A 13,282-nucleotide genomic window follows, 5' to 3' on the forward strand; every position below is an offset into this window, starting at 1 on the left:
CTGCGCGGCCGACATCACCGCCGAGGACGCCGCACGCGCCCGGACCCCGGAGGCGGCACGGTGAGCGCGCCGCACGAGTGCGACGTGGCCGAGGACCGGCACGAAAGTGAGGTACGCGAACACGTCACCGCAAGGTCGAGCCCGTACTACCGGCCGTTGTGGCTGTGCGCGCGGCACCGTCGCTACGTCGGCTTCGCCCTGGACCGCATCAGCGTGACCGGTGAGGAGCTGGCCCGTGCCATCGCCGTCCTCTCTGGCGCGGGCAAGAAGCGCGCCGAGGCCGAGCAGGACACCGAACCCGCGCCGCCCGCCCTGCGCGTAGTGCGCACCCCGTGACCCCACCCACCACTGACCCCCGGAGCAGCCCCGTGCCCCGCGACCACACCGTTCTCATCCCCGCCGACCCCGAGGACGTCTTCTACGACCCCCACGGCTGGGCAACGTCATCAGGTTTTCCCGTAGCCGTACTCGACGGCCACGCACCCCACTTCGTCATGCGCCGCATCCAGGACCGTGCCGTGCGTCTCATGTACGAGCTGCCGCACGGGACCGCCTTCCTGACCACCTACCCCCGCCCCATGCCGTCGGGCCAGGTCATCGAGATCATGGAAGGCAACCTCGCCACCTTCCTCACCGCACACGCCTGCCACCCCCTCCGCCTCCGCGACAAGGGCGAACGGATCACCGTCGACGGGGAGCCCCGCGACTGCCTCAGCACCCTCCTCGCCCCCCCCGGCGCTGGTGGCACGCCCGCCATACCCGTATCGGCAAGGCCCTGGAGCACGAGGGCCGCACCGTCATCCTCACCGCACCCCTCGTCGGCGGGCGCACGCTCCAGCTCACCACCACGCCCCGGGGCCCAACCCCCTGATCGCCCGCCCCCTGGGGAGCCGTCGGCAGCGGTCCAGGGGGCGGGTCCCGTGCCCCGGTGTGGGCGTGGCGGCGCCCGGACCCCGTGCCGGGGCCCCGCACCGGGGCACCGTGGCGCCCGTCGCCTGGCCTGGCTGGACCTCAGCCCACCGGCGTGCGCCGCACCGAGCGGCCCGCCAGGACGTCCGTGCGGCGGCCGTCCTCGATCACGGGACGGCCGTCGATCAGCACATGCGGGATGCCGACGGGCAGCGTGCGCGGCGCCTCGAAGGTCGAACCGGCGGCGACCGTCTCCGGGTCGAAGAGGACGAGGTCGGCGCGGTACCCCTCGCGCACCAGCCCCCGGTCGGGCAGCCGCAGCCGCGCCGCTGCCCGCGAGGTGAGGTGCGCGACGCACTCCTCCAGCGAGAGGACGCCCAGTTCGCGCACGTAGCGCCCGAGGTACTGCGGGAACGTGCCGTACGCGCGGGGGTGCGGCTTGGTGCCCTGGAGGATGCCGTCGCTGCCGCCTGTGTGCACGGGGTGGCGCATGATCTGCCGGACGTTCTCCTCGTGGCCCACGTGCTGGAGGATCGTCGAGCCGAGCCGGTCCTCCAGCAGCAGCCGGTGCGCGGTGACGAACGGCTCCTCGCCGCGCTCGGCCGCCGACTCCGCGACGGTCTTGCCGACGTACGCGTCCAGCGCCGGATCGCTGACGCCCGAGATCTCGATGGCGTCCCACTCGATGGGCACCCCGTGGCAGCCGTCGGCGCCCTCGACCTCCATGACGTGGCGGATGCGCGCCGTGGTCTCGGGATCGCGCAGCCGCGCGAGGATCGACTCGGGGCCGCCCTCGCTCGCCCAGCTCGGCAGCATCGCGACGAGCGTCGTGCAGCCGGGGGTGTACGGGTAGGTGTCGAGCGTGATGTCCGCGCCGTCGCCCACCGCGCGGTCCAGGAGGGCCAGCAGTTCGGGGGCCTTGCCCTTGTTCACGCCGAAGTTCATGGTGGCGTGCGCGAGATGGAGCGCGCAGCCCGCCTCGTGGGTGAGCGCGACCATCTCCTCGTACGCCTGGAGCGCGCCCGCGCCGTAGGAGCGGTGGTGCGGGCAGTAGTAGCCGCCGTAGGCGGCGACGGTGCGGCACAGCTCCGTCAGCTCCGCGTCCGACGCGTACATGCCCGGCGTGTAGGTGAGCCCGGAGGACATGCCGACCGCGCCCTGCTCCAGACCTTCGGCGACGAGCTGCCGCATGCGCGTGACCTCGTCGGGCGTCGCGGGCCTGGCGTCCCAGCCGACGGCGAGCATCCGCACGGTGCCCTGCGGGATCAGATACGCGGCGTTGACGGCGGTGCCCTGGCGGTCGATGCGGTCGAGGTACTCGCCGACGGTGCGCCAGTCGAAGTCGATGTCGCTCCCGTCGCCGTTCCAGCCGGTGATGGCGGAGCGCACCTCGGCCAGGGTGCGCTCGTCCACGGGCGCGTAGGACAGGCCGTCCTGGCCGATGACTTCGAGGGTGACGCCCTGCGCTGCCTTCGCCGAGTGGTCGGGGTCGCGCAGCAGCGCGAGGTCGGAGTGCGCGTGCATGTCGATGAACCCGGGGGAGAGGGCCAGCCCGTCCGCCTCGATGACCCGCCTGCCCTGGGGGCGCGGCTCCGTCGCGTCCTCGCGGCGGATCTCGGCGACGCGGCCCTCGCGTACGCCGACGTCGGCACGGTAGGAGGGACCGCCGCCGCCGTCCACGACGCGGGCGTCTCTGATGACCAGGTCCATGTTCATGTTCTTCCTCACTTCGCCCATCGCCGTTCGGTGCGGTCGGTCCGGTCCGGTCCGGCCCTCAGAAGAAGGTGCGGATCAGGTCCGTCACCGTGCCGTCCGCCTCGACGAGGGGGATGAGCTGCCACTTGTCGAAGATCGTGCACGGGTGCGACATGCCGAGCGCGACCCAGTCCCCGACCTCCAGCTCGACGCCCTCGTCCGTGCGCACCCACGCGTGCTGGTCGGAGAGCCCCGTGACGGTGATGCCCTCGGCGCCCCGTACCGTGCCGTCGCGCGAGGAGCGCACCGCGTGCGCCTCGGGCAGGTGGAGGTCGTGGGCCGCGTCGCGCTTGCCCGCGTTCAGGAACGCCTGGCCTGGCGCGGGCCGTGAGACGACTTGCGTCCACAGCGTGAAAGCGGACTGGAGCGCGCCCTCGTCGGGGACGCGGTTGAAGGGGGTCAGCTCCTTGTAGTGGCCGTCGTCGTGCGAGACGTACGCGCCGGAGCGCAGCAGCTTCAGCGTGGGCCGCGACAGCTCGGGCAGCTCGGCGAAGACCTCGGCGACCGCGTCGAACCAGGCGCTGCCGCCGGCGCTCACGACGATCTCGTCCACGGCGTCGAAGTGCCCGTCCGCGTCGAGGTCGGCGGCCAGCGCGGTGAGGCGGCGCAGCCAGGCGCTCACGCGGGCGTGGTCGGCCTGCGGGACCTCGCCCTCGTAGCCCGCGACGCCGACCAGGCGCAGGGTGCCGGTGGCGGCGACGGCCCCGGCCAGCGCTCGGCACTCGTCCTCGGTACGGACGCCGGTGCGCGCGCCCTCGCCCGCGCCCAGCTCGATCACGACGTCGACGGGTCGGGTGGCGCCCGCGTCGCGCAGCGCCTCGTCCATCAGCGCGACGCCGCGCTCGGAGTCGACGTAGCAGACGAACCGGAAGCCGGGGTCCGCGTCCAGCTCGCCCGCGACCCAGCGCAGCGCGGCGGCGTCCACCAGCTCGTTGGCGAGGAAGATCCGGGGCACGCCGTAGGCGCGGGCCACGCGCGCCTGGTGCGGGACGGCCAGCGTGATGCCCCAGGCGCCGTGCTCCAGCTGGCGCGCGAAGAGCTGCGGCGCCATGGAGGTCTTGCCGTGCGGCGCGAAGGCGAGCCCGTGGCGTGCCGAGTAGGTCTCCATGAGCGCGAGGTTGTGTTCCAGGCGCTCGGCCGACAGGGCCATGACGGGGGTGGTGAAGCCGCCGGTGAACACGTTGCGGCGCTCGGCCGCCAGCGCGCCGACCGTCGTCCCTGCCGCATCCGGGGGGAGCCCCTTGAAGCGGTGGTCGACCTTCTCGTCGGCGAGGCGGGCGAGGTCGGCGACTGCGTTGTCGGCGGCGGTCATGGCGGCTCCGTAAAAAATCTTGTTGCAAGAAATGCAACAGCCATTGCGTATAACGCTCACTGCTGTCTAGCATCCCGGCGAACACCCGGTCAATGGATCCCCAAGGTTGAGGAGCGGTACAGATCGTGACCAGCACCCCGCACGCCGACGTCGTCTGCCTGGGCGAGTCCATGGTCACGTTCCTGCCCTCCCGCCCCGGCCCACTGGCCGACGTGCCCTCCTTCGCACGGGCCATCGGCGGCGCCGAGTCCAACGTGGCCTGCGCCCTCGCCGGCGCCGGGCACGCCACGCGCTGGGTCAGCCGGGTGGGTGCCGACGGCTTCGGCGACCACCTCGTGGCGGCCGTCGCCGGGCACGGCGTGGACGTCTCGGCCGTCGAGCGCGACGCGGACCGGCCGACGGGGATCTACTTCCGCACGGAGGGCGAGCGCGACGCGGGGCTCGCGGGGGAGGACCCGGGCGCCGGACCCGTCGCCGAGGTCGCCTACTACCGCGCAGGGTCGGCCGCCTCCGCCATGTCCCCTGCCAACACCCCCGTCGAGCGCGCCGACGCGGGCCGCGTCCTGCACCTCACCGGCATCACGGCCGCGCTCTCCGACGGCTGCCTCGCGCTGCTGCGCACCCTCACCGCGCCGCGCCCCGGGCGCCCGCTCGTCTCCTTCGACGTCAACTACCGCATGGGCCTGTGGTCCTGTGCCCCCGAGGGCGGCGGCCCCGGCGTCCTGCTGGACCTCGCGCGCGGCGCCGACGTGGTCTTCGTCGGCGACGACGAGGCCGAGGCCGCCTGGGGCGTCACGGGCGGCCCTGCCGCCGTACGGGCCGCGCTGCCCGAGCCCGCCGTGCTGGTGGTCAAGCAGGGCTCGCGGGGCGCCACCGCGTTCGCCCGCCGCTCCGACGGCGCGGACGGGGCAGACAGGGCCGACGGCACGGGCGAGGCCGACGGCGCGGGTGGGGCCGACGGTGCCCGCGAGGACCAGGTCGTCTCCGTGCCCGCGCTGCGCGTGGACGTCGTCGCGTCCGTCGGCGCGGGCGACGCCTTCGCCGCCGGGTTCCTCTCCGCCACCCTGCGCGGGCTGCCGCTGCGCGAGCGGCTGCGCCACGGCCACCTCACAGCCGCCGCCGCGCTCACCGTGCCGGGCGACCTGGCCGCGCCCCCGGCCCGCGCGCACGCCGACCGGCTGGCCGCACTCGACGACGAGGCGTGGGGGACACTGCGTCTCGGCCCCGGCTGGACCGGCGAACCGGACCGCGAACCGGGAACGGACCGCGAACCGGAACCCGCACAGGACCCGGACGGCCGGGCCGCGAACGCACCGGAAGCGGCGACCCAGAGCGCGGCACAGATCGCAGAGGCAGAGAAGGCGAACGCCACATGAGCCAGACCGTCGACAGAGCCCTGAGCATCCTCCCCCTCCTCGCCGAGGGCCCTGCCAACCTGGAGCAGGTGTCCCAGCGGCTCGGCGTCCACAAGTCCACCGCGCTGCGCCTCCTCCGTACGCTCCACGAGCACGGCATCGTCTACCGCCAGCCCGACCAGCGCTACCGGCTCGGCGCGCGCCTCTTCGCGCTCGCGCAGGAGGCCGTCGAGAATCTCGACGTACGGGAGATCGCCCACCCCCACCTCGTGGAGCTGAATGAGCGGACGGGCCACACCGTCCACCTCGCCGTCTACGAGGAGAACGAGGTCCTCTACATCGACAAGGTCGAGAGCCGCTACCCGGTGCGGATGTACTCGCGCATCGGCAAGCCCGTCGCCATCACCGTCGCGGCCGTGGCCAAGCTGCTGCTCGCCGACCTCCCCGAGACCGAGCGGCGCGCCGTCGCCGAACGGCTCGACTACCCCATGTACACGCCCCGTTCGACCCCGAACGCCGCCGCCTTCCTCACGGAACTGGCGAAGGTGCGCGAACAGGGCTGGGCCACCGATCTCGGTGGTCACGAGGAGTCCATCAACTGCGTCGGCGCCCCGATCAGGGGCGCGGACGGGCGCGCCGTCGCCGCGATGTCGGTGTCCGCGCCGAACGTCGTCGTCAGCGCCGACGAACTCCTCAAGCTCGTGCCGCTGGTGCGCCGCACCGCCGACGCCGTCAGCGCCGAGTACTCAGGAAAGACCCCTCCCAAGGAACAGCAAGGACAGCAGGGAAAGCCATGAGCGACAAGCTGACCAAGACCGCCCTCACCCCGGCGACGCACACCACCCCGCCCGCGAAGTTCTCGCACGGCGTCAAGAAGGGCAACATCCTCCAGGTCGCGGGCCAGGTCGGGTTCGGCCCGGCCGTCGAGGGCCAGGCCCCTACCCCCGTGGGCCCCGGGCTGCGCGAGCAGACCCTCCAGACCCTCGCCAACGTCGAGGCCATCCTCAAGGAGGGTGGTGCGAGCTGGGAGGACGTGATGATGATGCGCGTCTACCTCACCGACACCTCGCACTTCGCCGAGCTGAACGCGATCTACAACGAGTACTTCGACGGCCTCCAGGAGGCCCCCGCGGCCCGCACCACGGTGTACGTCGGCCTCCCGGCCGGTCTCCTCGTCGAGATCGACGCGCTGGCCGTCCTCGGCTGACGCCTCTTCGCCGGGCCCGCCGGGCGCGCCGCACACCGTCGCGTCGCGCCCGGGGGCCGAAGGCCCCGTCGGACGGTGGCCGTAGGCGACCGGTGACGTACGCAGCCGTACGCCGTCCCGCGCCCCCACCCGCCGCCGCCCCTCCGGCACGCCGCAGCACTCCGCGGCCGTGCCCCTCGGGCCGTGACACCGCCGCGCGCCGCCACCCGGCGCCCGCCGTGCCACGGCCCCGCACAGGCCCGCGTCCGCCCATCCCCCCGAGGGCGGGCGCGGCGCCTCGGCCCGACGCGCAGGGACCCCCGCCCACGCGTCGCGGCCGGGGCACCCCCTCCCAGCCACCTTCGCGACGCCGGCGCGAGGCCACCGCGGCGCACCCCGCGCCGCCGCCGCGCGACACGCGTGCCGCAACCCCGCACCCCCCACGCCGGAGATCCGAACTCGCCGGACCCCCCCCGAAACCAGCACGGAAACAACGAGGTTCCCCATGTTGCTCGCCGCCCCCGCGTCCGAGGACGCGCCACCACACACCGGCGGACTGCTCGCCCTCATCGGCGGTACGGGCGGTCTGCTGACCGTCGCCGCGCTGGGCATCCTGCTGCTGCTCTTCCTGATCATCAAGGTCCGCCTCCAGCCCTTCGTGGCCCTCCTCGCGGTCTCCATCGCGGTCGGCCTGGGCGCGGGGCTCTCGGTGACCGAACTCTTCGGCACCGTCCAGAAGTCGGACGCGGTCTCGCTCATCGAGTCCGGCATGGGCGGCATCCTCGGCCATGTCGCGGTCATCATCGGCCTGGGCACCATGCTCGGCGCGATACTGGAGGTCAGCGGCGGCGCCGAGGCGCTCTCCACCCGCCTCCTCGGCCTCTTCGGCGAGAAGCGCGCCCCGCTGGCCATGGGTCTGACGGGCCTCATCTTCGGCATCCCCGTCTTCTTCGACGTCGGCATCTTCGTCCTCGCGCCGATCGTCTACGCCGCAGCCAAGCGCTCCGGCAAGTCCGTGCTGCTCTACGCGATGCCGCTGCTCGCCGGGCTCTCCATGACGCACGCCTTCCTGCCGCCCCACCCGGGCCCCGTCGCCGCCGCAGGGCTGCTGAAGGTGGACCTGGGCTGGGTCATCCTCATGGGCATCGTCTGCGGCATCCCCGCCGTGCTGGCCGCCTGGGCGTACTCCGCGTGGATCGGCAAGCGCATCTTCGTCGAGGTCCCGCAGGACATGGTCGAGGCCATGGAGGAGTCCAAGGCGGCCGTCGCCGCCGAGCAGCGCGCCTCGGGGACCACGCCCGCCGAGAAGCCCGTCGCGCTCGGCACCGTGCTCACCATCATCGGCACCCCGCTCGTCCTCATCCTCCTGGCGACGTTCTCCTCCATCGCGCTGGACCCCTCCACGCTGCGCTCGGTCATCGAGTTCTTCGGGCACCCCTTCGTGGCGCTGACCCTCGCGCTGTTCCTCGCGTACTGGCTGCTGGGCATCCGGCGCGGCTGGTCCCGCAAGTCCCTGGAGACCGTCTCCACCTCGTCGCTGAAGCCGATCGGCAACATCCTGCTCGTCGTCGGCGCGGGCGGCGTCTTCGGCGCCGTGCTCCAGGGCAGCGGCGTCGCCCAGGCCCTCGCTGACGCGTTCAGCGACGCCGGGCTGCCCGTGATCCTGCTCGCGTGGCTGATCTCCGTCGTGCTGCGCGTGGCCCAGGGCTCGGCGACTGTCGCCATCGTGACCACGGCGGGCATCGTCGCGCCGCTGCTCTCGGCCGGTGACTTCTCGCAGGCGAGCGTCGCGCTGGTCATCATGGCCATCTCGGCGGGCTCCATCTTCGCCTCGCACGTGAACGACGGCGGGTTCTGGATGGTCGCCAAGTATTTCGGCATCTCCGAGCGCGACACGCTCAAGTCCTGGACGGTGCTGGAGTCGGTGCTGTCCGTGGCGGGCTTCGCGGTCGCGGCGGTGGTGAGCCTCTTCGTCTGAGAGACGGGGCCCGTCCTGGGCCCCGCCCGTACCGAGGTACCGAACGCGCTCCGGAGCGGCAACGTCCGCTTGTCCGGGGCGCGTTCGTCGTTTCCGGGGGGTCTTGTGGGCGCCGCGTGAACGCCCAACAATGCTGCGCGTCAGGCCGAACGAACCTTCGGTACACGAGAGGAACCCCCCACATGAAGAGATCTCTCGTCGGCACCCTCAGCGCGGCCTTCTGCACGGCCGCCGCGCTCACGGGACTCGCCACGGCCCCGGCCGCCGCCGACACCGCCTCCACGACCCCCGCCCCGCGCGTCGCACCCGACTTCGCGGGCACGGTCGCGCTCAGCAACTGCTCCGGCTCGCTCGTCCGGATGCCCGACTCGAAGCCCGGCGACCCCGGGCTCGTCCTCTCCAACGGGCACTGCCTCCAGGAGGGCATGCCCGAGCCCGGCGAGGTCGTCACCGACCAGCCCTCCAGCCGGTCCTTCACCCTCCTGAAGGCCGACGGCTCCAGTGCGGGCCAGGTCAGTGCCACGAAGATCAGCTACGCGACGATGACCGACACGGACGTCTCCCTCTACGAACTCGGCTCCACCTACGAGCAGATCGAGTCCCGGTACGGCATAGCCCCGCTGGACGTGGAGGCCGCGCGCCCCACGCAGGGCAACGCCATCACCGTCGTCTCCGGCTATTGGAAGGAGACCTTCGCCTGCTCCATCGACGGCTTCGTGCCCGAGCTGCGCGAGGACGGCTGGACGATGAAGGACTCCCTGCGCTACACGCCCGAGTGCAGGACGAAAGGCGGCACCTCCGGCTCCCCGGTCATCGACAACGCCTCCGGCAAGGTTGTCGGCGTCAACAACACCCGCAACGAGAACGGCGAGGAGTGCACCCTCAACAACCCGTGCGAGGTGGACGAGAACGGCGAGGTGACCGTGCGCGAGGGCATCGCGTACGGGCAGCAGACCCACACCCTCGTCCCGTGCGTGGGCGAGGGCAACAAGATCGACCTCGGCCTCCCCGGCTGCGCCCTGCCCAAGCCATGACCCCGCCGTAACCACGCCTTGCGGGCGCCCGGCTTCCGCTTCGTACCGCGCTCTTGTGGGCCTGTGACCCGGGGCCCAAGAATGCCCCGGGTCACACCGGACACACTTTCGGTACCGGAGAGGAACCCCATGAAGAGACCTCTCGCCGGCTTGTTCGCGGCGACCTGCACTGCGGCACTGGCCCTCGCGGGGCTCACGGCGGCCCCCGCGTCGGCGGCGGATACATCGGGCAAGGCGGGCGCGGCGGGCAAGAGACCGGCGGCCGTCCCGTCGTTCGCCGGGACGGTCGCGCTGAGCAACTGCTCGGGCTCGCTCGTGCGGATGCCGGAGTCCGAGCCGGGCGACCCTGGGCTCGTGCTCTCCAACGGCCACTGCCTGGAAGAGGGCATGCCGGGCCCCGGCGAGGTCGTCACGGACCGGCCCTCGGACCGGACCTTCACGCTGCTGGAGGCCGACGGCTCCGACGCGGGGCAGGTCAGCGCGTCGAAGATCAGCTACGCGACGATGACGGACACGGACGTCTCCCTCTACGAACTCGACGCCACCTACGAGCAGATCGAGGACAAGTTCGGCATCGAGCCGCTGGAGGTGCAGAGCAAGCACCCCGTCGCGCGCAAGGACATCACCGTCGTCTCGGGCTACTGGAGGGAGAAGTTCCAGTGCGGCCTGGACGGCTTCGTGCCCGAGCTGCACGAGTACCACTGGATATGGAAGGACTCCCTGCGCTACACGCCAGAGTGCAGGACGAAGGGCGGCACCTCCGGCTCCCCGGTCATCGACAACCGCACCGGGAAGGTCATCGGCGTCAACAACACCCGTAACGAGAACGGCGAGCGGTGCACCCTGGACAACCCCTGCGAGGTGGACAGGAAGGGCAGGGTGACAGTGCGGCCCGACATCGCGTACGGGCAGCAGACCTACACGCTCGCGCGCTGCGTCGGCGACGGCAACAAGCTGGACCTCGACCGCCGCGGCTGCGTGCTCCCCGAGCCCCAGCCGTAACGGCCGACGGCAGACCACCCCGGGCCCACGGCCCGGGGTGGCGAGGGGACGGGCCCGTCGGGTCAGGAGAGGCCGTCGACGTGCGGTCCGACGGTCTTCGACCAGGCGTTTCCGTTGCTGGCGTCCCAGTTGGTCGACCAGGTCATGGCGCCCCGGATGCCGGGGTACGTCTTCTCGGGCTTGAAGCTGCCGCAGTTCTCGCCCTTGGCCAGGCAGTCCAGCGCGTCGTTGACGACGCCGGGCTCCACGAAGCCCGAGCCCGCCGCGCTGGAGGTGGCGGGGGTGCCGATGCCCACCTGCGACGGGTCGAGACCGCCCTCCAACTGGACGCAGGCGAGCGAGGTGAGGAAGTCGACGGTGCCCGAGGAGTAGACCTTGCCGTCGCAGCCGTTCATCGAACCGCTGTTGTAGTACTGCATGTTGACGACGGTCAGGAAGTCCTTGATCGCGAGCGCCGTCTTGAAGTACTCGTTCTCCGGCGACTGCATGTCCACGGTCTGCGGCGCCATGGTGACCACGACGTCGCTCTTCTGGGACTGGATCGACTTGAGGGCCTGCGTCATGTATGTCGAATCGAGGCCGTTCTCCAGGTCGATGTCCACGCCGTCGAAGCCGTACTCGTCCATCAGGGACACGATGCTCTTGGCGAAGGCGTCCGCCGAGGCGTCGTCGGAGACGCTGACGGCGCCCTTCTCGCCGCCGACCGAGACGATCACGGACTTGCCCGCGGCGTGCTTCGCCTCGATGTCCGCCTTGAACTCGTCCTCCGAGCCGTAGCCGGTGGCGGGGTCGAGGATGAAGTCCACCTCGCCCGGCGAGCCCGTCGCGTCCGCGAAGGCGACGGCGATGATGTCGTAGTCGTCCGGGACGTCGCTGAGCTTCTGCTTGGCGGCGCCGTTGTCGAAGTTCTGCCAGTAGCCGGTGACCGCGTGCGCCGGGACGTCCGAGGCGCCGACGGCGGGCGCCGCAGCGCCGCCGTCCTCCTCGCCCGCGTAGGCGGTGCCGACGGCGGCCGTCGCGCCGAGGGCGAGTACGGCGGCGGCGAACCCGGCGACGAGGCGGGCACGGCCGCGGGGCCGCTTCCCGGGTGCGGGGGTGGGGGATGCGTGCTGTGCGAGGGTACGGGTTTTTGCGCGTGCCACAACTGCCTCCGTCGTGGGGGGACATGGGGAGGGTGGTGCTGTGTGCGATGCGCGGGGACCCTGCGCTTGCCGTACAACGTGGTCCAGACCAATACGGTTGTCAAGACCTCTGACAGCGACCCCGTGCGTGCTGCCGCCGCCGGACCCCTTGTGCTGATCGTCCCGGGAAGGGTTGGATGCGCGGGCGTACAGGGGACGAGGCGGAGGGCAGCGAGATGGCAACGGAAGACGGCGCGCCGCAGGCCGGGAAGGGCGCGGAGCCGGGAACGGGGCCGGGCGCGGACCCCGTCACGGGAACGGGCGCGGGGACGGCTGCGGACACAGCGCCGCCCCTGCGCAAGCCGAGCTGGAAGAAGATCGGCCCCGGCGTCGTCGTCGCCGCGACCGGCGTCGGCGCGGGCGACCTCGTGGCCACCCTCATCGCGGGCAGCAAGTTCGGCTACACGCTGCTGTGGGCGGCGGTGATCGGCTGCATCGTCAAGATCGCCCTCGCGGAGGCCACCGGGCGCTGGCACCTCGCCACGGGACGCACCCTCTTCGACGGCTGGCGCACCCTCGGCCCCTGGACCACCGTCTACTTCGCCGTCTACGTCGTCATCTGGGGCTTCGTCTACGGCGGCACCGCGATGTCAGCGTCCGGGCTGCCGCTGGCCGCGCTCTTCCCCGACGTGCTGAACCTCAAGGCGTGGGCGATCATCTCCGGGCTGGTCGGGCTCGTGTTCGTCTGGTTCAACCGCTACGCCGTGTTCGAGAAGGTCATGACGGTGCTCATCGGCGTCATGTTCGTGGTCGTCGTCTACGTCGCGATCCGCGTCGCGCCCGACCTCGGCAACGCCTTCTCCGGACTGCTGCCCGTGCTCCCCGACGGCTCCCTGCTCTACACCCTCGGCCTCATCGGCGGCGTCGGCGGCACCATCACCATGGCGGCCTACGGGTACTGGGTGAACTCCAAGGGCTGGACCGACAGCAGCTGGATGAAGATGATGCGGCTCGACAACCGCGTCGCCTACATCACCACCGGCATCTTCGTCGTCGCCATGCTGATCGTCGGCGCCGAACTGCTGCACGCCTCCCACGCCTCCCTCACCGAGGGCGACAAGGGCCTGGTGGACCTCGGCAACATCCTGGAGGAGCGCTTCGGCGCCTTCACCGCCAACCTGTTCCTCGTCGGCTTCTTCGCCACCTCCTTCACCTCGCTGATCGGCGTCTGGCAGGGCGTCAGCCTGATGTTCGCGGACTTCACCGAGCGGCTGCGGGCCGCCCGCGCCGGGAACGGCGGGCAAGGGGAAGCGGACCTGAGCGCGGTCGCCGTCGCCAGGGGCGAGCGGGAGCGGTCGCTGCCCTTCCGCGCCTATCTGCTGTGGCTGACCTTCCCGCCCATGAGCCTGCTCTTCCTCGACGAGCCCTTCGGCCTGGTCGTCGGCTACGGCGTCCTCGGCGCCTTCTTCATGCCCTTCCTGGCGCTCACCCTGCTCTGGCTCCTCAACTCCGACCGCACCCCGCGCGAGTGGCGCAACGGCATCCTCAGCAACGTGCTGCTGGCCGGGGCCGGGCTGCTGTTCATCGTGCTGTGCGTGCAGCAGATCAGGGACCTGCCCTGGTGACCCGA

General features: G+C 72.0%; 11 protein-coding genes. 8 read left to right on the forward strand and 3 right to left on the reverse strand.

Features of this window, described 5'->3' with window-relative positions; genetic code table 11:
• Positions 1–60 precede the first annotated feature (60 nt).
• Complete coding sequence (locus tag ACWGJ2_RS22630) at positions 61–336, forward strand: hypothetical protein (protein ID WP_453347975.1); 276 nt, start codon at positions 61–63, stop codon at positions 334–336.
• Positions 337–1,011: 675 nt separating this feature from the next.
• On the opposite strand, the gene ACWGJ2_RS22635 is transcribed toward ACWGJ2_RS22630, so the two are convergent.
• Both ACWGJ2_RS22635 and ACWGJ2_RS22640 read right to left on the reverse strand, forming a co-directional pair.
• Positions 1,012–2,619 carry an N-acyl-D-amino-acid deacylase family protein gene (locus ACWGJ2_RS22635; protein ID WP_453348007.1) on the reverse strand — a complete coding sequence of 536 codons (1,608 nt, stop codon included), beginning with the start codon at positions 2,617–2,619 and terminating at the stop codon, positions 1,012–1,014.
• Between the two features lie 64 nt (positions 2,620–2,683).
• Entirely contained in the window at positions 2,684–3,976 is a 1,293-nt protein-coding gene (locus tag ACWGJ2_RS22640) for an amino acid deaminase (protein WP_453347976.1), read from the reverse strand.
• 170 nt (positions 3,977–4,146) lie between these two features.
• On the opposite strand from ACWGJ2_RS22640, the gene ACWGJ2_RS22645 reads away from it, so the two are divergent.
• The 6 genes from ACWGJ2_RS22645 (at position 4,147) to ACWGJ2_RS22670 (ending at position 10,531) form a co-directional block, all read left to right on the forward strand.
• Positions 4,147–5,352 (forward strand): sugar kinase, encoded by a 1,206-nt coding sequence (locus ACWGJ2_RS22645; protein ID WP_453348008.1) that lies wholly within the window; start codon positions 4,147–4,149, stop codon positions 5,350–5,352.
• Positions 5,349–6,128, forward strand: a complete 780-nt coding sequence (locus ACWGJ2_RS22650) for an IclR family transcriptional regulator (protein ID WP_453347977.1) — start codon at positions 5,349–5,351, stop codon at positions 6,126–6,128. The genes ACWGJ2_RS22645 and ACWGJ2_RS22650 overlap by 4 nt, the downstream gene beginning before the upstream one ends.
• Positions 6,125–6,538 (forward strand): RidA family protein, encoded by a 414-nt coding sequence (locus ACWGJ2_RS22655; RefSeq protein WP_453347978.1) that lies wholly within the window; start codon positions 6,125–6,127, stop codon positions 6,536–6,538. Before ACWGJ2_RS22650 ends, ACWGJ2_RS22655 begins: the two co-directional genes overlap by 4 nt.
• 484 nt (positions 6,539–7,022) lie before the next feature.
• Positions 7,023–8,495 (forward strand): GntP family permease, encoded by a 1,473-nt coding sequence (locus tag ACWGJ2_RS22660; RefSeq protein ID WP_453347979.1) that lies wholly within the window; start codon positions 7,023–7,025, stop codon positions 8,493–8,495.
• A gap of 182 nt (positions 8,496–8,677) precedes the next feature.
• On the forward strand, positions 8,678–9,529 hold the full coding sequence (locus ACWGJ2_RS22665; RefSeq protein WP_453347980.1) for a S1 family peptidase: 852 nt from the start codon (positions 8,678–8,680) through the stop codon (positions 9,527–9,529).
• A gap of 129 nt (positions 9,530–9,658) precedes the next feature.
• Positions 9,659–10,531: a trypsin-like serine peptidase gene (locus ACWGJ2_RS22670; RefSeq protein ID WP_453347981.1), complete on the forward strand. Its 873-nt coding sequence runs from the start codon at positions 9,659–9,661 to the stop codon at positions 10,529–10,531.
• Between the two features lie 62 nt (positions 10,532–10,593).
• Here ACWGJ2_RS22670 and ACWGJ2_RS22675 read toward each other — a convergent pair whose 3' ends face one another.
• Positions 10,594–11,673 carry a glycosyl hydrolase family 18 protein gene (locus ACWGJ2_RS22675; RefSeq protein WP_453347982.1) on the reverse strand — a complete coding sequence of 360 codons (1,080 nt, stop codon included), beginning with the start codon at positions 11,671–11,673 and terminating at the stop codon, positions 10,594–10,596.
• Between the two features lie 215 nt (positions 11,674–11,888).
• Here ACWGJ2_RS22675 and ACWGJ2_RS22680 point away from each other — a divergent pair, with 215 nt between their 5' ends.
• Complete coding sequence (locus tag ACWGJ2_RS22680; RefSeq protein ID WP_453348009.1) at positions 11,889–13,277, forward strand: Nramp family divalent metal transporter; 1,389 nt, start codon at positions 11,889–11,891, stop codon at positions 13,275–13,277.
• Positions 13,278–13,282: the final 5 nt, after the last annotated feature.

This window comes from Streptomyces sp. NPDC054796, from assembly GCF_053611545.1.

What these genes read in the sequence shown, in the direction of transcription:
- ACWGJ2_RS22635 (WP_453348007.1), bottom strand. Translation starts at nt 2,619, where the DNA reads ATGGACCTGGTCATCAGAGACGCCCGCGTCGTGGACGGCGGCGGCGGT.
- ACWGJ2_RS22660 (WP_453347979.1), top strand. Translation starts at nt 7,023, where the DNA reads ATGTTGCTCGCCGCCCCCGCGTCCGAGGACGCGCCACCACACACCGGC.
- ACWGJ2_RS22640 (WP_453347976.1), bottom strand. Translation starts at nt 3,976, where the DNA reads ATGACCGCCGCCGACAACGCAGTCGCCGACCTCGCCCGCCTCGCCGAC.
- ACWGJ2_RS22650 (WP_453347977.1), top strand. Translation starts at nt 5,349, where the DNA reads ATGAGCCAGACCGTCGACAGAGCCCTGAGCATCCTCCCCCTCCTCGCC.
- ACWGJ2_RS22655 (WP_453347978.1), top strand. Translation starts at nt 6,125, where the DNA reads ATGAGCGACAAGCTGACCAAGACCGCCCTCACCCCGGCGACGCACACC.
- ACWGJ2_RS22665 (WP_453347980.1), top strand. Translation starts at nt 8,678, where the DNA reads ATGAAGAGATCTCTCGTCGGCACCCTCAGCGCGGCCTTCTGCACGGCC.
- ACWGJ2_RS22645 (WP_453348008.1), top strand. Translation starts at nt 4,147, where the DNA reads ATGGTCACGTTCCTGCCCTCCCGCCCCGGCCCACTGGCCGACGTGCCC.
- ACWGJ2_RS22670 (WP_453347981.1), top strand. Translation starts at nt 9,659, where the DNA reads ATGAAGAGACCTCTCGCCGGCTTGTTCGCGGCGACCTGCACTGCGGCA.
- ACWGJ2_RS22680 (WP_453348009.1), top strand. Translation starts at nt 11,889, where the DNA reads ATGGCAACGGAAGACGGCGCGCCGCAGGCCGGGAAGGGCGCGGAGCCG.